Origin of the sequence: Corynebacterium marinum DSM 44953 (assembly GCF_000835165.1) — a bacterium.
In the GTDB taxonomy this organism is placed as follows: Bacteria; Actinomycetota; Actinomycetes; order Mycobacteriales; family Mycobacteriaceae; genus Corynebacterium; species Corynebacterium marinum.
Genome location: NZ_CP007790.1, coordinates 2564729 through 2588114 on the forward strand (window position 1 = coordinate 2564729; position 23386 = coordinate 2588114).

21 protein-coding genes, 1 pseudogene and 1 riboswitch are annotated in these 23386 nt (G+C 66.9%); of the genes and pseudogenes, 15 read left to right on the top strand and 7 right to left on the bottom strand.

The genetic code is table 11. The annotated features are described in order from the left end of the window. Window positions 1–5: 5 nt before the first annotated feature. The 4 genes from B840_RS12085 to B840_RS12100 form a co-directional block, all read right to left on the bottom strand. On the bottom strand, window positions 6–1505 hold the full coding sequence (locus tag B840_RS12085; RefSeq protein ID WP_244878195.1) for a thiamine pyrophosphate-binding protein: 1500 nt from the start codon (window positions 1503–1505) through the stop codon (window positions 6–8). Between the two features lie 16 nt (window positions 1506–1521). Beyond that, window positions 1522–4368, bottom strand: coding sequence for a leucine--tRNA ligase (gene leuS, locus B840_RS12090; RefSeq protein ID WP_042622344.1), 2847 nt, complete (start codon window positions 4366–4368; stop codon window positions 1522–1524). A 73-nt stretch (window positions 4369–4441) separates the two neighbouring features. Further along, window positions 4442–5068: a DUF998 domain-containing protein gene (locus B840_RS12095; RefSeq protein WP_042622345.1), complete on the bottom strand. Its 627-nt coding sequence runs from the start codon at window positions 5066–5068 to the stop codon at window positions 4442–4444. Window positions 5069–5192: 124 nt separating this feature from the next. Next, the gene (locus tag B840_RS12100; RefSeq protein ID WP_042622346.1) at window positions 5193–5384 is read right to left on the bottom strand and encodes a DUF4177 domain-containing protein; all 192 of its coding nucleotides are present in this window, start codon (window positions 5382–5384) and stop codon (window positions 5193–5195) included. A 23-nt stretch (window positions 5385–5407) separates the two neighbouring features. Between B840_RS12100 and B840_RS12105 the strand changes: the two genes are divergently transcribed. After that, window positions 5408–5887 (top strand): YbaN family protein, encoded by a 480-nt coding sequence (locus B840_RS12105; protein WP_042622347.1) that lies wholly within the window; start codon window positions 5408–5410, stop codon window positions 5885–5887. Here B840_RS12105 and B840_RS14080 read toward each other — a convergent pair. Then, window positions 5871–6083: pseudogene (locus B840_RS14080) on the bottom strand (Rieske (2Fe-2S) protein); the annotation flags it as partial. The gene B840_RS12105 and the pseudogene B840_RS14080 overlap by 17 nt on opposite strands. 26 nt (window positions 6084–6109) lie before the next feature. On the opposite strand from B840_RS14080, the gene B840_RS12115 reads away from it, so the two are divergent. Then, the gene (locus B840_RS12115; protein WP_042622349.1) at window positions 6110–7393 is read left to right on the top strand and encodes an MFS transporter; all 1284 of its coding nucleotides are present in this window, start codon (window positions 6110–6112) and stop codon (window positions 7391–7393) included. A 35-nt stretch (window positions 7394–7428) separates the two neighbouring features. Continuing rightward, a riboswitch (SAM riboswitch) is annotated at window positions 7429–7548 on the top strand. Window positions 7549–7565: 17 nt separating this feature from the next. Continuing rightward, on the top strand, window positions 7566–7919 hold the full coding sequence (locus B840_RS12120) for a hypothetical protein (protein WP_042622350.1): 354 nt from the start codon (window positions 7566–7568) through the stop codon (window positions 7917–7919). On the opposite strand, the gene B840_RS12125 is transcribed toward B840_RS12120, so the two are convergent. Further along, window positions 7916–9127 carry a dicarboxylate/amino acid:cation symporter gene (locus B840_RS12125; RefSeq protein ID WP_042622351.1) on the bottom strand — a complete coding sequence of 404 codons (1212 nt, stop codon included), beginning with the start codon at window positions 9125–9127 and terminating at the stop codon, window positions 7916–7918. The genes B840_RS12120 and B840_RS12125 overlap by 4 nt on opposite strands. Before the next feature lie 43 nt (window positions 9128–9170). Here B840_RS12125 and B840_RS12130 point away from each other — a divergent pair, with 43 nt between their 5' ends. The 11 genes from B840_RS12130 to B840_RS12180 all read left to right on the top strand — a co-directional run bounded on the left by B840_RS12130 (window position 9171) and on the right by B840_RS12180 (window position 21262). After that, complete coding sequence (locus B840_RS12130) at window positions 9171–9617, top strand: SdpI family protein (protein ID WP_042622352.1); 447 nt, start codon at window positions 9171–9173, stop codon at window positions 9615–9617. A gap of 249 nt (window positions 9618–9866) precedes the next feature. Continuing rightward, window positions 9867–11420: an anthranilate synthase component 1 gene (locus tag B840_RS12135; RefSeq protein WP_042622353.1), complete on the top strand. Its 1554-nt coding sequence runs from the start codon at window positions 9867–9869 to the stop codon at window positions 11418–11420. Next, on the top strand, window positions 11417–12061 hold the full coding sequence (locus B840_RS12140; RefSeq protein WP_042622354.1) for an anthranilate synthase component II: 645 nt from the start codon (window positions 11417–11419) through the stop codon (window positions 12059–12061). Before B840_RS12135 ends, B840_RS12140 begins: the two co-directional genes overlap by 4 nt. Continuing rightward, window positions 12058–13086, top strand: coding sequence for an anthranilate phosphoribosyltransferase (gene trpD / locus B840_RS12145; protein WP_042622355.1), 1029 nt, complete (start codon window positions 12058–12060; stop codon window positions 13084–13086). Before B840_RS12140 ends, trpD begins: the two co-directional genes overlap by 4 nt. After that, a complete protein-coding gene (gene trpCF / locus B840_RS12150) occupies window positions 13076–14497 on the top strand; it encodes a bifunctional indole-3-glycerol-phosphate synthase TrpC/phosphoribosylanthranilate isomerase TrpF (protein ID WP_042622356.1) in 1422 nt (473 codons plus the stop codon). Before trpD ends, trpCF begins: the two co-directional genes overlap by 11 nt. An 11-nt stretch (window positions 14498–14508) precedes the next feature. Then, entirely contained in the window at window positions 14509–15777 is a 1269-nt protein-coding gene (gene trpB, locus B840_RS12155) for a tryptophan synthase subunit beta (protein ID WP_042622357.1), read from the top strand. Further along, on the top strand, window positions 15774–16616 hold the full coding sequence (gene trpA / locus B840_RS12160) for a tryptophan synthase subunit alpha (protein ID WP_042622358.1): 843 nt from the start codon (window positions 15774–15776) through the stop codon (window positions 16614–16616). Before trpB ends, trpA begins: the two co-directional genes overlap by 4 nt. 118 nt (window positions 16617–16734) lie before the next feature. Then, a complete protein-coding gene (locus tag B840_RS12165; protein WP_042622359.1) occupies window positions 16735–18012 on the top strand; it encodes an HNH endonuclease signature motif containing protein in 1278 nt (425 codons plus the stop codon). A 63-nt stretch (window positions 18013–18075) separates the two neighbouring features. Next, a complete protein-coding gene (locus B840_RS12170; RefSeq protein ID WP_042622360.1) occupies window positions 18076–18966 on the top strand; it encodes an ABC transporter ATP-binding protein in 891 nt (296 codons plus the stop codon). A gap of 164 nt (window positions 18967–19130) precedes the next feature. Then, window positions 19131–20537 (top strand): hypothetical protein, encoded by a 1407-nt coding sequence (locus tag B840_RS12175; protein ID WP_156971920.1) that lies wholly within the window; start codon window positions 19131–19133, stop codon window positions 20535–20537. Between the two features lie 377 nt (window positions 20538–20914). Next, a complete protein-coding gene (locus B840_RS12180; protein ID WP_425304732.1) occupies window positions 20915–21262 on the top strand; it encodes a Rieske (2Fe-2S) protein in 348 nt (115 codons plus the stop codon). On the opposite strand, the gene B840_RS12185 is transcribed toward B840_RS12180, so the two are convergent. Next, complete coding sequence (locus B840_RS12185) at window positions 21252–22343, bottom strand: NADH:flavin oxidoreductase/NADH oxidase (RefSeq protein ID WP_042622363.1); 1092 nt, start codon at window positions 22341–22343, stop codon at window positions 21252–21254. The genes B840_RS12180 and B840_RS12185 overlap by 11 nt on opposite strands. A 36-nt stretch (window positions 22344–22379) precedes the next feature. Between B840_RS12185 and B840_RS12190 the strand changes: the two genes are divergently transcribed. After that, window positions 22380–23363, top strand: a complete 984-nt coding sequence (locus B840_RS12190) for a bile acid:sodium symporter family protein (protein WP_042622364.1) — start codon at window positions 22380–22382, stop codon at window positions 23361–23363. Window positions 23364–23386 lie beyond the last annotated feature (23 nt).

A 23386-nucleotide genomic window follows, 5' to 3' on the forward strand; every position in this document is an offset into this window, starting at 1 on the left:
CGGCGTCACTTTCCGGACAGGAACGGGGCGACCACCCCGCGGGAGACCCGGCAGTCGAGCACCCAGGTGCCCGTTCCCCCCGCCGTCAGCCACTCGGACGCCTCGTCGAGGTCCCGCCACGTGCGGACCACGGTGCCGCGGGCGCCGAACACGCCCAACAGGGAAGCGAAGTCCACCTCGGGGATGAGCATCGGCGTCTGCGTCACGCCCCGGGCCCCGTACTGGTGGACCTCGGCGCCGTACGCGGCGTCGTTGACCACCACGATCACGCACCGCCCGCCGGTGGCGTGGACGCGGCGGATGACGGACTCGGCGTCGGCGAGGGCCATGAGCCCGCCGCCGTCGCCGGTGACCAGCACGGTCAGTCTCTCGCCGGCGGCTTCGACGACGCCGACCGCCGAGCCGAAACCCAGGCCGATCGATTCGAATGCGGTGCCCACGAGCACCAGGTGGTCCGGCCCCGGCACGTCGAGGTACATGCACGGCCACGCGATGAAGTGGCCGCCGTCGGTGACCACCACGCGCTCCTGCGGCAGCACCTCGTTGAGCCGGCCGAACAGGCCCCGCGGGTCCAACCGCCCGTCAGGGGCGAGCTCCTCGCCGGGTGCGTGGCCGGTGCGCAGCGGCGCACTCCGCTCCGCGACGCCCCGGCACGCCAACACCGGGAGCACGTCGGACGCATCGCCGCGCAGGAAGGCGTCCACCCGCGGGGAGGTGGGGGAGTGGCGGTCGATCTGGACGACGCACGCGTCCGGCCCGAAGGCCCGGCCGTGGTCGGCGGTGAAGGGGTTGAGCGAGGCCCCGACGACGAGCACCACGTCCGCGGCACGGATCTCCGCGGCGGCCTCCGGGAACGCGAAACCGCCGCAGATCCCCAGGTCGCGCACTCCCCGGGCGCCGCGGAAGAAGCCCTTGGCGGGGGCGGTGGTGGCCACGTCCGCCCCCAGGGCCTCCGCGAGGGAGACGACCTCCGCCCGCGCGCCCACGGCACCGCGGCCGGCGAGGACGAGGGGACGGCGGGCGTCGGAAAGCAGGCGGGAGACCTCGGCCGGGTCGGCGGGCGGCTCCTCCGGGCCGGAAGGCAGGAACAGCACCACCGGCGCCGACTCCCGCAGGGCGGTCTCCAGGGCGCGGCGGGTCTCCCCGGCCGCGTCCGGGCCCGCGGTGAACACCTGCACGCCGCTGGCCCCGGCCAGGGCCGCCTGGTCGACCGCGTCGTCCGCCCCCGCGACGAGGAGGAGGGGGGAGCGGTTGAGGGCGGCGTCGATGAGCGGGGTGAGCGCGTTGCTGAAACCCGGGCCGTAGGTGGTCGTCGCGACGGCCAGGCGACGCGTCGTCCGGTGGTGGGCGTCCGCGGCGGCGACGGCGGCGGCCTCGTGGCGGACCGGGATGATCTCCACGCCGCGCTCGGCGAGCGCGTGGATGAACCAGGCGTTGCCGTTGCCCATGAGGCCGAAGACGGTGCGGGTGTGCTCGGCGACAACGGCCGCTACACGTTCCGGCACCGTCTTTCCCATGGCTCTACTTCACCACGAGGTTGACCATACGTCCCGGCACGACGATCTGCTTGATCAGGTTCTTGCCCTCGAGGTGGGCGGCCACGTTCGGCTCCTCCAGCGCGCGGGCGATGATCGTGTCCTGGTCCGCGTCGGCAGGCACGTTGACGCGGGCGCGGACCTTGCCGTTGATCTGGACGGGCAGCTCGATCTCGTCGTCGACCAGCCACTTTTCGTCGACGGTGGGGAAGTCGACGAATGTCACGGTGCCGGTGTGGCCGAGCCGCTTCCACAGCTCCTCCGCGATGTGCGGGGCGACGGGGGCGGTCATGACGATCAGGGGCTCGACGGCGGCCGCCGGCACGGCTCCCGGGTACGTCTTGGTCAGGTAGTTGACGTACTCGATGAGCTTGGCCACGACGGTGTTCACGCGCAGGTTGGCGTAGTCTTCGCGCACGCCCTCGACGGTGCGGTGCAGCTGCTTGTTGTCCTCGTCGGTGAGCGGGAGATCCCCGGTGAGCACGTCGCCGGTCTCCTCGTCGACGACCAGGCGCCACAGGCGCTGCAGGAAACGCTGCGCTCCCACGACGTCCTTCGTCGCCCAGGGGCGGGAGGTGTCGAGCGGCCCCATGGACATCTCGTAGACGCGCAGGGTGTCCGCGCCGTAGTTGTCGCAGATGTCGTCGGGGGCGACGGCGTTCTTCAGGGACTTGCCCATCTTGCCGTACTCCTGGTTGACCTCCTCGCCCTGCCAGAAGAACTTCCCGTCCTTCTCCTCGACCTCCTCGGCCGGGACGTAGACGCCGCGGGCGTCGGTGTAGGCGTAGGCCTGGATGTAGCCCTGGTTGTACAGGCGGCGGTAGGGCTCGACGGAGGAGACGTGGCCCAGGTCGAAGAGGACCTTGTGCCAGAAACGTGCGTAGAGCAGGTGCAGCACGGCGTGCTCGACGCCGCCGACATATAGGTCGACGCCGCCGCAGTCGCCGTCGAACCGGGGGCCGGTCCAGTAGCGTTCGTTCTCCAGGTCGACGAACTTCTCGGAGTTGTTCGGGTCGACGTAGCGCAGCTGGTACCAGGAGGAACCCGCCCACTGCGGCATGACGTTGGTGTCGCGGAAGTAGGTCTTCGGGCCGTCGCCCAGGTCGAGTTCGACCTCAACCCATTCCTTCGCCTTGGCGAGCGGGGGCTGCGGTTCGGAGTCCGCGTCCTCCGGGTCGAAGGACACCGGCTGGTAGTCGGCCACCTCGGGCAGCTCGACCGGCAGCATGGAATCCGGCAGGGCGTGGGCCAGGCCCTGCTCGTCGTAGACGACCGGGAAGGGCTCGCCCCAGTAGCGCTGCCGGGCGAACAGCCAGTCGCGCAGCTTGTACTGGATCTTCTCCGTGCCGCGGCCCTCCGCGACGAGCCAGGCGATGGTGCGCTCGATGGCTTCTGCCTTGTTCAGGCCGTTGATGTCCAGACCCTGCGTGTTTGCGGAGTTGACCAGGGTGCCGTCGCCGGTCCAGGCCGCCTCGCCGATGTCGCCGCCGGAGACGACCTCGATGATGGGCAGGCCGAAGACGGTGGCGAATTCGTAGTCGCGCTCATCGTGGGCGGGGACGGCCATGATGGCGCCGGTGCCGTAGCCCGTGAGGACGTAGTCGGCGATGAAGACCGGGATCTGCGCCCCGTTGACCGGGTTCGTGGCGTGCACGCCCAGGAACACGCCGGTCTTCTCCTTGTTCTCCTGGCGCTCGATGTCGGACTTCGCGGCGATCGAGGCGCGGTAGGCCTCGACGGCCTCCGCCGGGGTGGCGGCGCCGTAGGTCCACTGCTTGTCGACGCCCTCGTAGCTCCCCGTGCCGGCCGCCACCAGCTCGTCGACGAGCTCGTGCTCGGGCGCGAGCACCATGTAGGAGGCGCCGAACAGGGTGTCCGGGCGGGTGGTGAACACGCGGATCGTGCGGCCCAGCGCGCTGAAGTCCACCTCGGCGCCGCGGGAACGCCCGATCCAGTTGCGCTGCATGGACTTGACCTTCTCGGGCCAGTCGAGCAGCTCCAGGTCGTCGATGAGGCGGTCCGAGTAGGCGGTGATGCGCATCATCCACTGGGACAGGTTCTTGCGGAAGACCGGGAAGTTGCCGCGCTCCGAACGGCCGTCGGAGGTGACCTCCTCGTTCGCCAGCACGGTACCCAGACCGGGGCACCAGTTGACCATGGAGTTCGACCGGTAGACCAGGCGGAACTCGTCGACGGCCTGCTGCTTCCCGATGTCCGAGAGCTCCCGGTAGTCCGAACCGTCCTTCGTGGTGCGGGTCCCGGCCTCCAACTGTGCGATCAGCTCGTCGATCGGGCGGGCCTTCTGCTGCTCCCCGTCGAACCAGGAGTTGTAGATCTGCAGGAAGATCCACTGGGTCCAGCGGTAGAACTCCGGATCTGTCGTGGCGACGGAGCGGCGGCGGTCATGCCCCAGGCCCAGGGCGTCCAGCTGGCGGCGCATGTTCTCGATGTTCGCCATCGTCGTCGTGCGCGGGTGCGTGCCCGTCTGGATGGCGTACTGCTCGGCCGGCAGGCCGAAGGAGTCGTAGCCCAGGGTGTGCAGGACGTTCCTGCCCAGCATGCGGTTGTAGCGGGCGTAGACGTCCGTGGCGATGTAGCCCAGCGGGTGGCCGACGTGCAGGCCGGCGCCCGAGGGGTAGGGGAACATGTCCTGGACGAAGAGCTTGTCCTCCGGCAGGGGCTGGTCGGTGGCGAGGTCGCCCACCGGGTTCGGGGCGTTGAACGTGCCGTTGTCCACCCAGTACTTCTGCCAACTACGTTCGATCTCGTTGGCCAGCTGCGGGGTGTAACGGAACGCGGGGGTCGATGCGGTGCCGTCGTTCGGAGTGCTCATGGTCGACCAGTCTAATCGGTGGCGGGGAACCGGCCCGGGATGGGGCGCGGGCCGGGGTTCCGTCGCGCCCCCCTCAGGCGTGCGTCAACTTCCGGCGCCGGCCGAGGACCGCCGCGAACACGGCCCACAGGTACGCCGGCCAGAGGATCACCCGCTCCAGCACGCCGGAGTATTCGAGGGCCTGGAAGTCGAAGATCAGCCACAGGCCGGCCACCAGGCCCACCACACCGATGGCCTGGCCGGCGCGGGAAACCACGCCGCGGAACTGCATCGCGCTACTGAAGACGGCCATGGGTACGGCGAAAAGCTGCGGCAGCGAGACGAATGTGTGCTGCTCCATGCTGATGTCCGCGGGGATGAGCGCGCTCGCCAGGGTGCTCGCCCCGGCCGCCACCCACAACAGACCGGCGAAGCGGTCGAAGCCGGCGGTGCGGGCCCGGACGGTCGCCAGCCCGATCATCGCGAGTCCGCTGACGGCCGTGCTGGCGTTGACCCACTGATGGGCGGGGGAGCACACCTGGATGGCGCGGTAGTAGTGGTTGATCGTGGTGCAGGTGGTCACCCCGAGGTCGCTGACGGTGTTGCTGATCCAGTTGTAGGGGGGCGAGAAGTACCGTGCGGCCGCGATCTCCACCGCGATGCCCAGCACGAGGAGGAGGGCGAAACCGGTGAGCGCGAAGCGCCGTGGATCGCCTCTCATCCCAGTCTCCCCTCATCAGTTTTGCCCGCGAATCATTTCATCCACAATAACGTAGCTACCCATTAGGAACACGTTAATTATGGTCCGGTTTTTGTCCGCCGCGGTCGAGCTGTTGCAGAAGGGCTCAGTCCTTCTCGAAGACGATCACCAGGCCGTCCACCCCGCCCGGACCGACCCTGCCCTTCACCTCCACCGAGGTCATGGACTTGTAACGCCAGCCCTTCCGGGCATGCTCGTTGAGGATGTTCTCCAGCTTCTGGCCGGAGAGCTTGCCGCCGATGAGTCCTTCACGGACCTCCACCACTTTGTATTCCATGACCTGATCCTAGGATGGAGCGCATGATCAGGCTGCTGTTTATCGTTGTCGGCGTCATCAGCCTGGCCCTCGGTGTGCTGGGCATCTTCCTGCCGGTGCTGCCGACCACCCCTTTTCTCCTGCTCTCCGCGTTCCTCTTCGCCCGCAGTTCGCAACGCCTGCACGGCTACCTGGTGAACCACAAGGTGCTGGGGGAGTACATCTCGAACTACTACAACAACACGATGACGCGCTCCCACAAGCTGCGCACCGTCGGCATGCTGTGGTTGAGCATCGCGGTGTCGACGGGCCTGCTGGCGTGGTCGGACCGGATGGTCCCGGCGATCATCCTGCCGTTGATCGCGGCGGCGGTGACGGTGCACATCCTCACCCTCCGGCCGAAACCCACACCCCGCCCTCCCGCACTTCGACCCGGCGGATCTTCGCCGGAGTCCGGGCGGGATAGCGCACCGCATCCCCGCTCCGAAGACACCACAGACCGTGATGGAGAGGGCACTCGATGACCGCGTCGGGATGGACCACGCCACGGCCGAAGGAGGCGCCGACGTGCGGGCAGGAGTCCTCGACGGCGTGAAACTCTCCGTTCAGGTCCCGCACCAGTGCCAGCGGAGCACCCAGGCCGGTGTCCTCCCGCGGAAACACCCGGATGGTGCCGGGGGAGAGTTCATCAACTGCGGCGATAAGAACCAGATGCGTCATAGAACCAGAGGGTAACCTCCCGTTACATGGACAGACCGAGAACTGCCGCGGAGAACCGCCGCGTCGTGGCCGCCACCACCATCGGAACCGCCATCGAGTGGTACGACTTCTTCCTCTACGCCGCCGTGGCCGGCCTGGTGTTCAACCAGGTGATGTTCGGCCAGTTGGACGCAGGCCCGGCGACGATCGTCTCCTTCCTCAGCGTCGGCCTGTCCTTCCTCTTCCGTCCGTTGGGCGCCGTGCTGGCGGGGCACTTCTCGGACCGGTCGGGACGCCGCATCGTCCTCATGGTGACGCTGATCGCCATGGGCGGGGCGACCACCGCCATCGGGCTGTTGCCCACCTACGACTCGATCGGGCTCGCCGCGCCCCTGCTGCTCGTCTTCTTCCGGATCATCCAGGGCATCTCCGCGGGAGGGGAGTGGGGCTCGGCGGTGCTGCTGGCGGTGGAGCACGCGCCCGTCGACAAGCGGGGCCTGTTCGGTGCCGGCCCGCAGTCCGGCGCACCCGCCGGGCTGCTGCTGAGTTCGGGGATGCTGGCCCTCATGAACGTCATGGCGCCGGGGGACGCGTTCATCGAGTGGGGTTGGCGTGTGCCCTTCCTGCTGTCCATCGTGCTGATGTTCGTGGGCTGGTGGATCCGCCGCGGGGTCGATGAGTCGCCCGTGTTCGAGAACATGCGGGGCGTGAGCCGCAGCCCGCTGAGGTCGCTGCTGCGGGACCACTGGCGGAAGGTGCTTGTCGCGGCGCTGGTGTTCGCGGGCAACGGCACGGTGGGTTACATGGTCGCCGGCGGATACATCCAGAGCTACGGCTCCACGCAGCTGGGGATGGAGCGCGGGGTCGTACTGTGGGCCGTGACGGGCGCGGCGGTGGCCTGGCTCTTCTCCACCGTCCTCGCCGGCGCACTGTCGGACCGGATCGGCCGGCGCGCGACCTACCTCGGCGGCTTCGTGTTCCAGTTCGGCGCGGCGGCGGCGCTGTTCCCTCTGGTCAATACGGGGGAAGTCGCGTGGCTATGGGCGGCGATGCTCCTGCTGGGCACTGCGCTGGGGCTCACCTACGGTCAGCAGGCGGCGATGTACGCGGAGCTCTTCCCGGCACCTGTCCGCGGCTCCGGCACCTCGCTGACCTACGCCCTCGGCGCCATCCTCGGCGGCGCTTTCGCACCGACCATCGCCGCGGCGCTGGTGCAGTCCACCGGCTCGACGTACAGCGTCACCGTCTACCTCTGCGTCGCGACGGCCGTCGGATTCCTCGCCGCCGCCTCCCTCCAAGACCGCACCGGCGTCCCCCTCGACACCGACTAGACAGCTTGGTCTAAGTTTTGTTATCCTGGCTCCACGATCAAGAAGCTCAGCCACACGGCCCCCCGGCCGGCTGACTGGCAACCGCCACTCGTAGGACGGTGCCCCCGAGGGAAGATCGGCCCCCGCGCGAACACGCGCCGAGGGAAGATACGAGCACGAGGAGACGACTCCCATGACACACGAATGCACCGGTTACAGCCCCGGCCATGCCGTCCACTGGATCCAGGCCGGACTCACACTGAAAATCCCCGGCGAGATCAAGAAGGTCTGCGTGCTGGGCCACGACGGACACTGGCTCACCTTCGAGATGGACGGCGAGGTGCACCGGGTGTGGAACCACGACCCCGGGCAGATCGGACGCTTCCACGACGCCGCCGTCGATCTGCAGACGACTCCCAACACGAGGTGCGCACCGTTGTTCTTCACGTCGGTGAAACTCCTCCGGATCCCGGTGGGAAATAACGTTATGGACCTCTACCCCAGCTGGGACGGCCCCACGGACTGCTCCCGCCGCGAAGAACGCTAGACCGGCTCGGTCTTCTCCACCTCGCGCACATGCGTGATCCGGCCCTTGGCGAAGCGGTCGACGATCAGTGCGATGGCGCCGTCGCCGGTGACGTTGGCGGCGGTGCCGAAGGAGTCGATGGCGATGTAGGCGGCGATCATCAGGGCCACCTGCTCGTCGGTGAATCCGAGCATGGAGGACAGCAGGCCAACGGCCGCCATGATCGCGCCGCCCGGCACACCCGGGGCGGCGATCATGGTGACGCCGAGCATGAGGATGAAGCCGACGGCCAGGGCGGGGGAGACCTCGAGGTCGGACATGTGGACGATGGCGAAGGCGAACAGGACGATCTTCATCATCGAGCCCGCCAGGTGGATCGTCGCGCAGAGCGGGACGACGAAGCCGGCGACGTCCTGGTCGACCCTGTTCTTCAGCGTGGCCTGGTAGGTGACCGGGATGGTCGCGGCCGAGGACGAGGTGCCCAGCGCCGTGGCGTACGCGGGCAGCATGTTCTTGAATGCGACGAAGGGGTTGACCTTCGCGACGGCACCCGCGACGCCGAACTGGAACGCCAGGAAGACGAACGTCATCGCGATGGCCAGAACGATCACCTTGCCGAAGGTCACCAGGGTGTCGGTGAGGTTGCCGTTCATGCCCGTGGTCAGGAACATGCCGAAGATGAACAGGGGCAGCAGCGGGATGACGAAGGCGCTGATGACCTTCATGATCACGCGTTCCAGGTCCCGCGACGCCGACAGGAGGGTGTCCGACTTCACGGCGGTCATGGCCAGGCCGACGCAGAAGGCGAGCAGCAGCGCGGTCATCACCTCGAAGGGCGGGGGCATCTCGATCTGGAAGTACGGGGCGATGGCGCCTTCCCCGATGTCGGAGACGTCCGTGTCCACTGCCTGGCCGCCGAGCAGCCACGGGTAGGCGCCGGCCGCTACCGCGTAGGCGAGCAGGCCCGACAGGACCGTGGAGGCGTACGCGACGCCGGTGGTGGCACCCAACCACTTCCCGGCGCCCCGGCCCAGGCCCGCGATGGCCGGCGTGATCAGGGCGAAGATGAGGACGGGAACGAAAAAGCCGAGGAAGTTGCCGAACAGGCTGTTGAAGGTCGCGAACACCCGCGCCAGCCACTCCGGGAAGAAGAAGCTGGCGATGATGCCGAGGATGACGGCGACCAGCACCCGGAACAACAGAAATTGCGAGAGCCGCTTGAGGTTCATACCCCGGAATTTACCCCAGCACCCACGGACTACACTGCTCCACATGACCGTCATCGGTGTGATCCTGCTTGTCCTCGCCGCGGCACTCCTCGTGTTCGGCGCACTTTCCTGGGCCAAGAAGCTCCCGGGCAACCCGGTTTTCGGCCTTCGGGTGCCGGAGGTCCGTAAATCGAAGGAGGCGTGGGACACCTCGCACGCCGTCGCCGGCCCGATCTGGACCTTCGGCGGGGTGGCGCTGCTCTTCGGCGGACTGCTCGCGCTCATCGCCACCGGTTGGATGTGGCTCCTGCCGGTGGCAGCGGTATTCGTCGCCGTCGCCGCGGTCGGTGCCGGCGCCAACGCCGGCGCCCGGGTGGCCTCGCTTCTCGACACCGAGGAGCACGCCGAAGGCGGCTGCGGCGAGAACTGCAACTGCGGAGCCCCCGCTCCCGCTCCCGAGGTCGACGTCGACGCCCTGCGCCGCGCCGCCTCGCAGGCCGACCAGGAGTAGACGGGGGAATACCCCCTCCCGAGAAGTTGCGCCCCGGCGTGCCGGGGATTAACGTTTGTGACGTGAACAACTCGACTTCCATTCGAAGCACCCAGTGGTGGTGGCGCGCTTAATCGGCGAGCCACACGTGTTTCACTTCAGTTCCAGGCCCGCCGGCTTCCCAGGAAGCGCTGCGGGCCTTGTATCTTTTTCGGGTACACACCTGGCCGGCAGCGGGAAACCACAACCCCAGGAAAGTAGAATTACCCGATGAACAGCAGTTCACCTCCCGTGGTGCTCACCCGCGAGGTCCGCTACCACGCGGACGCCTCCGGCCTCTTCGCCCACCTCGGCGGCACCACCACCCAGGACTCCGTGCTCCTGGAATCAGCCGACATCACCACCAGGTCGGGCATCTCCTCCGTCGCAGTCCTCACCTCCTCGGTCCGGTTGACCTGCACCGGCCACTCGGTGACGGCGGTGCCGCTGACGGCGTCGGGGGAGGCGGTCGTCGAGAAGCTCAACGAGCGGCTGGCCGACTACGGGCACGGTACCTTCAGGTTCCCGCGCACCGACGCCGTCGACGAGCGCGAGCGCCTCACCGCCGTCAGCCCCGTCGAACCGCTGCGCGCCCTGACCCGCGATGCGGGCTACCAGGATCCGACGCACACCCTGCCGATGCTGGCCGGCGGCATCGCCTTCGACTTCCTGGAGACCTTCGAGGACCTTCCCGCGGTGGGGGAGGGGAGCAACACCTACCCGGACTACCAGTTCGTGCTCGCCGAGATCGTGCTCACCATCAACCACGGCTCGCAGACCGCGCACCTGACCGGGGTCTCCCTCGCGGAGGACGACCTGGCGGCGCGGCTCGACGAGCTCGCGTCGCTCATCGACACCGCCGAGCACTCCTACGAGCCGGAGCACCACCCCGAGGACGTCCTCACCGTCACCGCCGACATCCCCGACGAGCAGTTCCGCGGGCAGGTGGAGGCGCTGAAAGAAAACATCTACAACGGCGACATCTACCAGGTGGTCCCGGCGCGCACCTTCACCGCGCCCTGCCCCGACGCCTTCGCCGCGTACCGCCAGCTGCGCGAAACCAACCCCAGCCCCTACATGTTCTACCAGCGGGGCGTCGGCGCCAACGGGCGCCCCTACGAGCTCTTCGGCGCCTCGCCCGAGTCCAACCTCAAGTTCGACTCCGCCTCCCGCGAGGTCCAGCTCTACCCGATCGCCGGCACCCGCCCCCGCGGCCTCAACCCGGACGGCTCCGTCAACGACGAGCTGGACATCCGCATGGAGCTCGAACTGCGCACCGACGCCAAGGAGATCGCCGAGCACACCATGCTCGTCGACCTCGCCCGCAACGATCTCGCCCGCGTCGCAGTGCCCGCCACCCGCCGGGTCGCGGACCTGCTGCAGGTAGACCGGTATTCCCGCGTCATGCATCTCGTCTCCCGCGTCACCGCCACGCTCGACCCCTCGCTCGACGCGCTGGACGCCTACCGCGCCTGCATGAACATGGGCACCCTGTCCGGGGCGCCGAAGATCCGGGCGATGGAGCTGCTGCGCGGCGTCGAGAAGAAGCGCCGCGGATCCTACGGCGGCGCCATCGGCTACCTCCGCGGCAACGGCGACATGGACAACTGCATCGTCATCCGCTCCGCCTTCGTCCAGGACGGGGTCGCCTCCGTCCAGGCGGGGGCGGGCGTGGTCCGCGACTCCAACCCGCAGGCCGAGGCCGACGAGACCCTGCACAAGGCCTACGCCGTGCTCAACGCCATCGCGCTCGCCGCGGATTCCACCCTGGAGGTCATCCGATGACGCACATTGTCCTCATCGACAACCACGACAGCTTCGTCTACAACCTCGTCGACGCGTTCGCCGAGGCCGGCTACCGCTGCACTGTCTTCCGCAACACGGTCAGCGTGGACGACGTGCTCGCCGCGCAGCCCGACCTCATCTGCCTCTCGCCCGGCCCCGGTTACCCCGCGGACGCCGGCAACATGATGGCCATCCTCGACAGGGTGCTCGGCCGGATCCCGGTCCTGGGGATCTGCCTCGGATTCCAGGCGCTGCTCGAGCACCACGGCGGCACCGTCGAACCCTGCGGCCCCGTCCACGGCGTCTCCGTGCCGATGACGCTCACCGACGCCGGCGTCGGCCATCCCGTCTTCGCCGGACTGGCGATCGACGCCGACCTGCCCGGTGCCGTCGGCCATCTCGTGCCCGTCGCCCGCTACCACTCTCTCGGCTGCCTCCAGGCTCCGGCGGGGCTGCGCTCGCTCGCGACGACGGAAACCCGGATCGGCTATGTCGTCATGGCGGCCGAGACCGAGGACGGCATGGCGGTCGGGCTGCAGTTCCACCCCGAGAGCGTGCTCAGCCCTACGGGCCCGATCATCCTGACGCGCTGCGTCGAACAATTACTCGCTGTCTCCCAGAAGGAAGGTTCCCGCCGATGACCCACCCCGACAAGCTGCAGGTGCTGATCAGGTACCTCGACAAGAAGGCGCCCACCCTGGAGGAGGCCGTCGAGGTCTTCACCCCGATGACCATCGGCGAGTACGACGACGTCCACATCGCCGCGCTGCTGGCGACCATCCGCACCCGCGGGGAAACCTTCGCCGACATCGCCGGGGCCGCCAAGGCCTTCCTCAACGCCGGCCGCCCCTTCCCCGTCCCCGGCAAGGGGGTGCTGGACACCGCCGGCACGGGCGGCGACGGCGCCAACACCATCAACATCACCACCGGCGCCTCCCTGGTCGCAGCAGCCGGGGGACTGAAGGTGATCAAGCACGGCAACCGCTCCGTGTCCTCCAAGTCCGGTTCCGCCGACGTACTCGAGGCCCTCAACATTCCGCTGGACCTCGACCCGGACCGCGCGGTCCGCCAGTTTGAGGCGTCCAACTTCACCTTCCTCTTCGCCCCCGCCTACAACCCGGCCATCGCCCACGCGCAGCCGGTGCGCAAGGCGCTGAAGATCCCCACCATCTTCAATGTCCTCGGCCCGCTGCTCTCCCCGGTGCGCCCCGAATTCCAGATCATGGGCGTGGCCAACCCGGCGCAGGGGCAGATGATCGCCGAGGTCTTCCGCGAGCTCGGCCGCTCCCGCGCCCTGGTCGTCCACGGCTCCGGGACCGACGAGATCGCCGTCCACGGCACCACCACCGTGTGGGAGCTGAAGGCGAACGGCGAGATCGTCTCCTATGAGGTGACGCCGGAGGAACTGGGCGTCGAGAAGCACGAGCTCGCCGACCTCGTCGGCGGCGACGGCGAGGAGAACGCCCGCCACATGCGCGCGCTCTTCGACGGCACCGGCCCGGCCGCGCACCGCGACGCCGTGGCCGTCAACGCCGGCGCGATGTTCTACCTCAACTCACGCGTCGATTCGCTCCGCGAGGGCACCGAGCTCGCGCAGAAGCTCATCGCGGACGGCACGGTCCGCAACTGGCTCGCCAAGCACGAAGGGACCGATTATGGCGTCTGACAACCTCCCCACCGTCCTCGAGGGCATCGTCGAGGGCCGCCGCGGCCACCTCGAGGAGATCCGGGCTCGCATCGCCCACGTGGACCCCGCCACGCTGACCAGGTCGACGCGCTCGCTGCACGACAACCTGCGTGCCGACGGCCGCGGCGGCAACCGCTTCATCATGGAGTGCAAGTCCTCGTCCCCCTCGCTCGGCATGATCCGCGAGCACTACGAGCCGGGCGCGATCGCCCGCGTCTACTCCCGTTACGCCAGCGGCATCTCCGTACTCTGCGAGCCGGACCGTTTCGGCGGCGATTACGACCATCTGGCCACCGTCGCATCCTCCACCCACCTGCCGGTGCTGTGCAAAGACTTCATCATCGACGAGGTCCAGATCCACGCCGCCCGCTACTTCGGCGCGGACGCGATCCTGCTCATGCTCTCCGTCCTGTCTGACGAGGAGTACGCCGCGCTCGCCGACGTCGCCGCCCGCTACGACCTCGACATCCTCACCGAGGTCATCGACGAGGAGGAGGTGGAGCGTGCCGTGCGGCTCGGCGCGAACATCTTCGGCATCAACCACCGCAACCTCCACGACCTCTCCATCGACCTTGACCGCTCCGCCAGGCTGGCGGCCCTGCTACCTGACGACGCCGTCGTGGTCTCCGAATCCGGCATCCGCGACGCGGAAACCGTCCGGCGCCTGGGCGGCCACTCCAACGGTTTCCTCGTCGGCTCCCAGCTGACCTCCCAGCCGGACGTCGACCTGGCCGCACGCGAGCTCGTGTACGGCCCCAACAAGGTGTGCGGCCTGACCTCACCGACGGCCGCCCAGGCCGCCGCAGCAGCGGGCGCGGTCTACGGCGGGCTCATCTTCGACGAGTCCTCCCCGCGCAATGTTTCACGTGAAACAGCCGAGCAGATCATCGCCGCGGAGCGGGGCCTGAAGTACGTCGCGGTCTCCCGCCGGGCCTCCGGTTTCGCCGAACTACTTCTCGACGGCGTCGTAGCGGTGCAGATCCACGCCCCTTACCAGGGATCCGTCGAAGCGGAACGCAACCTCATCGCCGCCGTCCGGGCCGAGGTGGGCTGCGAAGTCTGGCGGGCGGTCTCCATGACCTCCGTCGACGGAGAGGTCGCCATGGCGATCGCCGGCGACGTCGACAAGCTCGTCCTCGATTCCGGCGAAGGCGGCACCGGCACCACCTTCGACTGGGCCAACGTCCCCGCCGAAGCGAAGCAGCGAAGCCTGCTCGCCGGCGGACTCTCACCCGACAACATCGCCGACGCACTCACGGTCGGATGCCTCGGTCTCGACCTCAACTCCGGCGTGGAGTACCCCGCCGGGGCGGGGGAGTGGGCCGGACGCAAGGACGCCGGCGCCATCCGCCGCGCATTCGCCACCATCCGCAGCTTCAGCTACCAATAGGATCGACAGACATGACAACAAGCACCTCACAAAGCGACGGCGGGGCGACCATCCTGCCCGCCTACTTCGGTGAATTCGGCGGACAGTTCGTCCCCGAGTCACTCATCCCGGCACTCGACCAGCTCGAGCAGGCCTTCGTCGACGCGCAGAACGACCCCTCCTTCCGCGAGGAGCTGGCCACCTACCTCCGCGACTACCTCGGCCGCCCCACCCCCCTGACCGAGTGCTCCAACCTGCCGCTGGCCGGACAGGGCAAGGGTCACGCGCGGATCTTCCTCAAGCGCGAGGATCTCGTCCACGGCGGCGCCCACAAGACCAACCAGGTCATCGGCCAAGCGCTGCTGGCCAAGCGTATGGGCAAAACCCGCATCATCGCCGAGACGGGCGCCGGCCAGCACGGCACCGCCACGGCGCTGGCCTGCTCGCTGCTCGGCCTCGAATGCGTCGTGTACATGGGCGCCAAGGACGTCGAACGCCAGCAGCCCAACGTTTTCCGCATGAAGCTCATGGGCGCGAAGGTCATCCCCGTCGACGCCGGTTCCGGCACCCTCAAAGACGCCGTCAACGAAGCGCTGCGCGACTGGACCGCCACCTTCCACGAGTCCCACTACCTCCTGGGCACCGCCGCCGGCCCCCACCCCTTCCCGACGATCGTGCGCGAATTCCACCGCGTCATCTCCGAGGAAGCCAAGGCGCAGATGATCGAGCGCACCGGCGGGCTGCCGGACCTCGTCGTCGCCTGCGTCGGCGGCGGTTCGAACGCCATCGGCATGTTCGCCGACTTCATCGACGAAGAGGGCGTGGAGCTCGTCGGAGCCGAACCCGGCGGCCTGGGCCTCGAATCCGGCAAGCACGGCGCCACCATCAACAACGGCCAGATCGGCATCCTCCACGGCGCCCGCAGCTACCTCATGCGGAACTCCGACGGTCAGGTGGAGGAGTCCTACTCCATCTCCGCCGGTCTCGACTACCCGGGCGTGGGGCCGCAGCACGCGTACCTCCACGACTCCGGCCGCGCCACCTACGTCGGCATCACCGACGCCGAGGCACTGGAGGCCTTCCAGCTGCTCTCCCTCTACGAGGGCATCATCCCCGCCCTCGAGTCGTCCCACGCCATGGCCTACGCCCTCAAGCGCGCGAAGCTGGCGGAGGAGAACGACGAGAACACAACCATCCTCGTCTCCCTGTCCGGCCGCGGCGACAAGGACGTCGACCACGTCCGCCGCACCCTCGAGGAAAACCCCGAGCTCGTCCTGGCCAAGGAGGTCCAGCAGTCATGACCCGTTACGACAAGCTCTTCTCCGCACTCGCCGAGAAGAACGAGGGCGCATTCGTCCCGTTCCTCATGTTGGGCGACCCCACCCCGGCCGACGCCCTGGAGATCGTCCGCACCGTCGTCGGCGCGGGTGCCGACGCCCTCGAGCTCGGCGTCCCCTTCTCCGATCCCGTCGCTGACGGACCCACGATCCAGAAGTCGCACATCCGCGCCCTCGACGGTGGCGCCACCGTGGACGGTGCGCTGGAGCAGATCCGCACCATCCGGAACGAGTTCCCGGATCTGCCGATCGGCCTGCTGATCTACGGCAACGTGCCCTTCACCCGCGGCGTCGAGAAATTCTACCGTGAATTCGCCGAGGCCGGAGCCGACTCCATCCTGCTTCCCGACGTCCCCGTGCGCGAAGGCGAGCCCTTCGCCGCCGCCGCCGAGACCGCCGGCATCGACCCGATCTTCATCGCTCCGGCCCAGGCCGCCGAGAAGACCCTCGCGGGCGTGGCCGCCCACTCCAAGGGCTACATCTACGCCGTCTCCCGCCACGGCGTTACCGGCACGGAACGCGAGTCGGAGACCACCGGATTGAAGGAGGTCGTGGAGAACGTGAAGCGTTTCGGCGGCGCTCCGATCCTTTTGGGCTTCGGCATCTCCACCCCGCAGCACGTCGCCGACGCCATCGAAGCGGGCGCCGCCGGAGCGATCTCCGGGTCAGCCATCACGAAAATCATCGACCGGCATGTCGAAGGCGTCCACCCCGACCCGGGCCGCGTCACCGACCCGGCCGCCCTCGCAGCCGAACTCGGCGAGTTTGTCTCTGCGATGAAAGCCGCGACCGTACGACGCTAGGTTCCCCCGGTGCCCGCCCACTTTCCGTGGGCGGGCATTGTGCTGCCTACCCCTTGCGCAGATAGGACAGATGTTCTAACGTGTTAATCGAACATACAGCCTAAGGGGAAGGCACGTCATGGGGGAGTCGGTCGTCGACCGCGCAATCAGAGAACTTCTGTACCCGTCCAACTTCTACTCGGTCTGCTCGACCACCGATCGCACCGCCATCCAGGGCGCGCGGATACGTCGCGCCGACTACGAGATGTGGCAATCCATTCTTCCTGACGATCTGGAGGACATCGAACTTGTCCTCGCCTCAATTCGTAGTTCCACTGGATTCGGGGAACGCCACATCCAGAGCGCCCTCTTCGCACATCAACGCCTCCGCGACCTGCCCGAGCTCAAGGCGCTCCAGGAACGCCTCTTCCATCTCGATCTGAACCGGTTGAAGGCCATCGACGCGGTGCTCTGCAAAGTGGACGCCGCCAACGCGGAACATATGCGCATCATCGACGAAGGCCTCACCACCTTCCTCACCCCCACCCGGCCGAACCAGAACCTTCCTTCCGCCGGAGCGATCCGCAGGAAACTCAACGCGATCATCCTCACGCTCGACAACACTGTTTCACCCGACGACGCACCTCCGAAAGCGGGGGAGGGGTTCTCCGTCGGGATCGACGGCAACCAAGGCTACGTGGACGTCGTGACCGACTCAGTGTCCGCCCACGAAATCGATGAGCGGGTACGTAAACACGCTGCCGCCCGGGAGATCAGTCTGGTGGAGGCGTTCAAGGAACTCATCCGCGGGGAGGGCTCGACCGACGTGGTCCTCAATGTCTACCGGGCCAATGACGTCGACGACGCCCCGGGCTGGATCTCGGGCGTTGGCTGGATCAGCCCGGAGGCAGCCGATGAACTCACCGAACAGGCCGGCAAAGTTCAGGACATGGATGCCCTTCGCGACAAGGTTTCCTCGTCCTACGCCACGCCCGAAGACATCCGGGCGGTGGTTGTCGGGATGGACGGAGGGTGCGGATACCCCGACTGCGCATGCCACGGAATCCGCTCCCAGATGGATCATCGGATCGACTTCAAAGACGGCGGCCTCACCACCCCGGCTAATCTCACCGCCATCTGCCAACACCACCACAACATCAAGACTGATGGCCGAGTCCGCTACATCATCGACCCGCAGACCCGGGAGAAAGTCTGGCTGTTCGAGAATGGACGATGGGCTACTTCGGAGCCATCCGGCCCGCTGGCCCCCAAGGAGCGCAGATGGCTGCAGACCGTCAGTCAGCGAAGCAGAAAGCGGCGGGAAAGGATCCGCGCCGAATCCCAAGCCAGGCGCCAGGGGGAGTCCGTTCCCCTGACCGGAGAAATAGGAGAAACCGAGGATCGGCCACCATTCTGAAAGGGACTTGGCAAGCTGGGGACATCAAGAAGTTTCACGTGAAACCTAGCGAGAGGAAACGCGATGACGCCCGTCATCGAAATTCATGACCTGGTGAAGAACTTTGGCACCTTCCGCGCCCTAGACGGGCTGAACCTGACAGTGGAAGCTGGGACGATCCACGGATTCCTGGGCCCCAATGGCTCAGGCAAATCCACCGCGATCCGCATCCTGCTCGGGGTCCTCCATGCGACTTCCGGCACGGCCGCCGTCCTGGGGAAGAACCCACGACGGTCGCCGGATGTTCTGAAGCGGGTCGGATACGTCCCGGGAGATGTGTCCCTGTGGCCGAGCCTAACGGGAAGGGAAGTCTTTCGGGCGCTGGAAAGTCTCCGGGGCCGGCCCGTCAATCTACGCAGGGAAGAAGAACTCATAGAAGCATTCAAGTTGAATCCGGACAAGAAGTGCCGCGAATACTCCACCGGAAACCGACGAAAAGTCAGCCTGATTGCCGCAATGTCATCCGGGGCTGAAGCTTTCATTCTCGATGAACCCACCGCCGGCCTCGACCCTCTGATGGAGCAGGAGTTTGTGGAGCAGATCCGCAGAGAAAGAGACGGCGGAGCGACGGTCCTCCTGTCCAGCCACATCATGAGCGAGGTGGAGAAACTATGCGACTACGTGACCATTATCCGAGACGGAAGAACCGTGGAGTCGGGCAGTATGGCGGATTTGAAGCATTTGTCCACCCACGATATTGCCGCGCGGGTTTCACGTGAAACGCCGGCGCTGAAAGCGCTCGCCGACGCCACCATCAAAGGGGGCCAGGTCCACATCACCGCCGCCCGTCAGGACGTGCCCCGAATCCTCCGGATCATCCTCGAAGCCGGGGGAGAGGACATCACCGCGACACCAGCCAGCCTGGAAGAAATGTTCCTCTCACATTACGGCGGCGGAAAGCGGGCGAAAGGATGATACGGCTCAATCTCCGCTTGAGAAGAAGCTACCTGCTGATCTGGTCCTTCGCGCTGTGGACCTTTCTCGCAGTTTTCCCGCCCGCCTACGAAAACTATTACCCGACCCCCGCCGACCGGGCGTCGTTCGTAGCAGGCATGAAGCAAAACTCAGGAATGACCGCCATGTGGGGCCCTCTTGAGGAACCGGGGGATCTGGGGCAGATCGTCATGTGGGAGGCGGGCTCGATGATGATCATCCTCGGATCAGTCATGTCAGTACTGCTGATCGTCGGACTTCACCGGAAGGAGGAGCACCAGGGGAACATGGAATTGAGGCGGTCGACGGGCATCAGGGCGACCGCTCCCGCCGCCGCCGCGATCATCACGACCGCAATCGCCTCACTGATCATGGGTGCCGGAAGCGCCCTCGTACTGTGGACGTCCGGGATGTACGTCGATGAGATGCCCCCTGAGGGTGCAGCAACCTCGGGCGCCGTCATCGCGTTGACAATGATGGGTTCCGCCGTCTTGGCGCAGCTGGTCCTGTTGTTCGTCCGGAACCCTGCTTCCATCACCCGCGTCGCACTGGTCACCGTCGCCTCTTCTTTCCTACTCAGGGCCCTGGCGGATTCCGAGGACATCGGCTGGCTGAACTGGTTTTCGCCCCTCGGGTGGAAGACGATAGTTCAGCCGTATGTAGCCGACAACTGGGGGGCCCTGGGGATCCTCGCTGGGATCTGCCTCGCGGGAGCGACCGTCGCGACGGCCGCAGAACGGTTCCGCGAATACGGGCGACCGCTTGCCGCCCTGCCCGCGTTGCCGCAATCCCGGAACAAACGGATACGAGGGCCGGTGCATCTGGCGATCGTGCTCAACAGGGGCACCGTGATCACCTGGACCCTCGTAATCGCCGGTCTCACCGCATACTTCATCGCACTCACCGGATCGCTGAGTGAATGGATGGAAACACAGGCGAACGTGGGCCAGGTATTCAAGGAGATGTTCGGGGCGGGCGATATGAAGACCGAGTTCATCGCGTACGTGGCCAAGCTCTGCGGCATCCTCGTGGCGACCATGGGTGTTCAGACGATTGTCACCTACCGGGGCGGCGAGCTCGACAGGACCGTCGATCTCCAGCGTTCTGCCGGAATTCGAGGCTGGGTCCCTCTGGGCGTTTCCGGACTAGTGGCCGGGGCCGCCGTACTGCTCGGAACATTGGCGGTGTTTCTGGGCGGCCGGGTCGGGCTCTGGACGCAGGAGTCAACCACCTCAGGTGACTACGCCAACCTTCTTCCCGCCGCCTGGTCACAGCTGGCACCGGCTCTGCTCCTCACCGCGGTCGCGGTCGCGGTCGTAGGGTGGCTCCCGGCGCTGACCCACGTCGCCTGGGTTCCGGTTGTTTCCGCCGCCATGCTCACTCTGTTCGGCCCGGTTCTCGACGCACCCGAATGGCTCATCGACCTTTCACCTTTCGAGTACGTAGTGAAAGTGGATGACGGTTCCTGGGGCATCCACTTCCGCATGGCGCTGTCGGGACTCAGCCTCGCCGTGCTCGGGCTGTGGGGCGCCAACCGCCGGGAGATCAGGTGAGCCCGTACCCACGTCGGATAGCGGAGTAGCCTTGAGGCGCTCAGCTCCGGGGGAGTGGCGGCAGGAACCGCTGACTTCCCTGGGAGATCGCGGTCCGGCGAAAAATATTGGCGCCGGGAACGCCCATCGGGTTAAGTCACAGTGACTTTACACAGGTAAGCATTGATCCCGGTGACTTGAGTAGAGTTTCATCACTAGGATAATAATTCAACAATAGGGAAACCAATTCGTTGATTAAACCTAATATTTCTATCCCCCATACTCAACCTAAAATATTATCGGGGCGGGAAATCTTTTCCCACAACCATCTCACCAACACTGCAGATCAGGGGCATAATGAGGTCATGTCTGAATCTCATTCACTTTGCAACCGACGCATGTTCCTGCTCGGAACGGCCACCACTTTCGCGGGCGCGTTTCTGGCGGCCTGCGGCAGCGAACCGAGCGTGGAGGTTGCGGCCGCGGACGTGCCGGTGGGCAGCGCGGCCATCTTCGATGGTTTCATCATTGCACAGCCCACCGTGGGCACATACGTAGCCTACTCCCAAGCGTGCCCGCACCAGCGTAACCCCATCACCGAGGTGGAGGGGGACACCGTCCGATGCACCGCTCACAACTCGGTGTTCAACATCACCGACGGTTCGGTCGTCTCGGGGGTGGCGCGGGACCCGCTAATTCCGGCGAAGCTGGAGCAGGCGGGCGGCAGGCTGAACGTCAGAAACTAGCGCGGGCGTAGGAGCCCGGGTAAGGGATCTCCTCCCGCCTCAGCCCGAGTTCGTGAGCAGCCCGCAGCGGCCAAGCGGCGTCGAGGAGGGCTGCGCGGCCGATGAGGACGGCGTCGGCAAGCGACTCGTCGAGGATCTCCTGCGCCTGCTGCGGCTCGGTAATCAAACCGACGGCAGCGGTGGGGATGCCTGCGCCCCGTCGGATCTCGGCGGCGAAAGGGACCTGGTAGCCGGGGCCGACCGGGATGTCGGCGCGCGAGGCGCCGCCCGTGGTGACGTCGATCAGGTCGACCCCTTCATCTCTGAGGAGGCCGGCCAGGCTCACCGTCTGCGCGAGATCCCATGCGCCGTCAATCCAGTCGGTGGCGGAGAGCCGGACGATCAGGGGCATGCCCTCGGGGATGGCCGCGCGCACGGCGGCGGCGACCCGACGGATGAGACGGGTGCGGTTGTTGAAGGAGCCGCCCCATTCATCGGTGCGGTGGTTGGCCAGGGGAGTGAGGAACTGGTGCAGGAGGTAACCGTGGGCGCCGTGGATCTCGACGGTGTCGAAACCCGCGCGGACGGCGCGCTCCGCGGAGGCGGCGAATTGCCCGGGGACGGCTTGGATTTCGGCGGGCGTCATTTCCCGCGGGACGGCGAGGCCGTCGTTGGCCACCGCGGAGGGGCCCAGAGCCACCCAGCCGCCGTGGCTGACGGGGATGGTGCCGGTGTCATCGACGGGCTTCTGGCCGGGGCGGGCCGGTACGGTGGAGGCCTTGCGTCCTGCGTGGTTGAGTTGGATGCCCATTTTCGCCCCCTGGGAATGGGCGAAGCGCACGATGCGGGCCCAGGCCTCTTCCTGCCGGTCGTTCCAGAGTCCGGTGCACAGGGGGGAAATACGGCCCTCCGGGACGACGCCGGTGGACTCCGCGATGATGAGGCCGAAACCGCCGGCGGCGCGGGCGCCGTAATGCACGGTGTGCCAGTCCTCGGGCGTTCCGTCGGCGTCGAAGGCGTGGTACTGGCACATGGGTGGCAGCCAGACACGGTTGCGGATTTCCAGGTTGCGGAGACGGAGGGGGGAGAAGAGTGACGTCATATGACCTACCTTAGGTCGGGTCGTACACTTCAAGGCATGTTGTCCCGACTCAAGCGGACTGACCCGCTCATCGTCCTGATTATCCTTGCGGTGGTGGCGGCGATCATCGCCCCGGCGCGCGGTAGCTTCGCGGAGTGGTTCGCCACAGCGACGAACATCGCGATTGCGCTGCTCTTCTTCCTCTACGGCGCACGCCTGTCCACCAGAGAGGCAATCAAGGGCCTCATGCACTGGCGTCTGCATCTCCTCATTCTGGCGTTCACGTTCCTGGTGTTCCCGTTGATCGGGCTGGCCCTCAAACCCCTGACACTGGTCATCTCCGAGGATCTGTACATGGGCATCCTCTTCATGACGCTCGTCCCCTCCACCGTCCAGTCGTCCGTGGCCTTCACGTCGATCGCGCGGGGCAACTTCGCGGGCGCCATCGTGGCGGCGAGTGCCTCGAACCTGGCGGGCGTGTTCCTCACGCCGATACTGGTGATGCTGCTGCTGTCCCGGGGCGACGGGATCAACGTCGACGCGCAGGTCTTCCTCGACATCGCCGTGCTGCTGCTCCTGCCGTTCGTTCTCGGCCAGATTCTGCGCAAGTGGGTGAAGGGGATCGCGGCGAACAAGGCGACGAAGATCGTCGACCGCGGCTCCATCACCATGGTCGTCTATTCGGCGTTCTCGGCGGGCATGGTCGCGGGCGTGTGGTCCCAGGTGTCGGCGGGGGAGATCGCCTTCCTCATTGTCTTCTCCATCGTTCTGGTGGCCATCATGCTCTGGCTCACCCGGTTCACCGCGCTCCGCCTGGGATTCAACCAGAAGGACATGAAGGCGATCCAGTTCTGTGGCACGAAGAAGTCGCTGGCGACCGGTTTGCCGATGGCGTCCGTCATCTTCGGCGGCGCCAGCATCGGCCTCCTCATCCTGCCGTTGATGATCTTCCACCAGGTCCAGCTGATGATGTGCTCCTGGCTCGCGGCCCGTTACGCCCGCCAGGCGCCGCCCCGCAAGCCGGTCACTCTCAGTTCCTGATTGCTTTTCGACGCCCCACGACG

Excerpts from the sequence above, each read along its gene's own strand:
- B840_RS12185 (WP_042622363.1), bottom strand. The coding sequence starts at position 22,343 with ATGACGTCACTCTTCTCCCCCCTCCGTCTCCGCAACCTGGAAATCCGC.
- B840_RS12180 (WP_425304732.1), top strand. The coding sequence starts at position 20,915 with ATGTTCCTGCTCGGAACGGCCACCACTTTCGCGGGCGCGTTTCTGGCG.
- B840_RS12165 (WP_042622359.1), top strand. The coding sequence starts at position 16,735 with ATGGGGGAGTCGGTCGTCGACCGCGCAATCAGAGAACTTCTGTACCCG.
- trpA (WP_042622358.1), top strand. The coding sequence starts at position 15,774 with ATGACCCGTTACGACAAGCTCTTCTCCGCACTCGCCGAGAAGAACGAG.
- B840_RS12095 (WP_042622345.1), bottom strand. The coding sequence starts at position 5,068 with ATGAGAGGCGATCCACGGCGCTTCGCGCTCACCGGTTTCGCCCTCCTC.
- trpB (WP_042622357.1), top strand. The coding sequence starts at position 14,509 with ATGACAACAAGCACCTCACAAAGCGACGGCGGGGCGACCATCCTGCCC.
- B840_RS12125 (WP_042622351.1), bottom strand. The coding sequence starts at position 9,127 with ATGAACCTCAAGCGGCTCTCGCAATTTCTGTTGTTCCGGGTGCTGGTC.
- B840_RS12140 (WP_042622354.1), top strand. The coding sequence starts at position 11,417 with ATGACGCACATTGTCCTCATCGACAACCACGACAGCTTCGTCTACAAC.
- B840_RS12105 (WP_042622347.1), top strand. The coding sequence starts at position 5,408 with ATGATCAGGCTGCTGTTTATCGTTGTCGGCGTCATCAGCCTGGCCCTC.
- B840_RS12120 (WP_042622350.1), top strand. The coding sequence starts at position 7,566 with ATGACACACGAATGCACCGGTTACAGCCCCGGCCATGCCGTCCACTGG.
- leuS (WP_042622344.1), bottom strand. The coding sequence starts at position 4,368 with ATGAGCACTCCGAACGACGGCACCGCATCGACCCCCGCGTTCCGTTAC.
- B840_RS12170 (WP_042622360.1), top strand. The coding sequence starts at position 18,076 with ATGACGCCCGTCATCGAAATTCATGACCTGGTGAAGAACTTTGGCACC.
- B840_RS12100 (WP_042622346.1), bottom strand. The coding sequence starts at position 5,384 with ATGGAATACAAAGTGGTGGAGGTCCGTGAAGGACTCATCGGCGGCAAG.
- trpCF (WP_042622356.1), top strand. The coding sequence starts at position 13,076 with ATGGCGTCTGACAACCTCCCCACCGTCCTCGAGGGCATCGTCGAGGGC.
- B840_RS12115 (WP_042622349.1), top strand. The coding sequence starts at position 6,110 with ATGGACAGACCGAGAACTGCCGCGGAGAACCGCCGCGTCGTGGCCGCC.
- B840_RS12190 (WP_042622364.1), top strand. The coding sequence starts at position 22,380 with ATGTTGTCCCGACTCAAGCGGACTGACCCGCTCATCGTCCTGATTATC.
- trpD (WP_042622355.1), top strand. The coding sequence starts at position 12,058 with ATGACCCACCCCGACAAGCTGCAGGTGCTGATCAGGTACCTCGACAAG.
- B840_RS12130 (WP_042622352.1), top strand. The coding sequence starts at position 9,171 with ATGACCGTCATCGGTGTGATCCTGCTTGTCCTCGCCGCGGCACTCCTC.
- B840_RS12135 (WP_042622353.1), top strand. The coding sequence starts at position 9,867 with ATGAACAGCAGTTCACCTCCCGTGGTGCTCACCCGCGAGGTCCGCTAC.
- B840_RS12175 (WP_156971920.1), top strand. The coding sequence starts at position 19,131 with ATGTGGGGCCCTCTTGAGGAACCGGGGGATCTGGGGCAGATCGTCATG.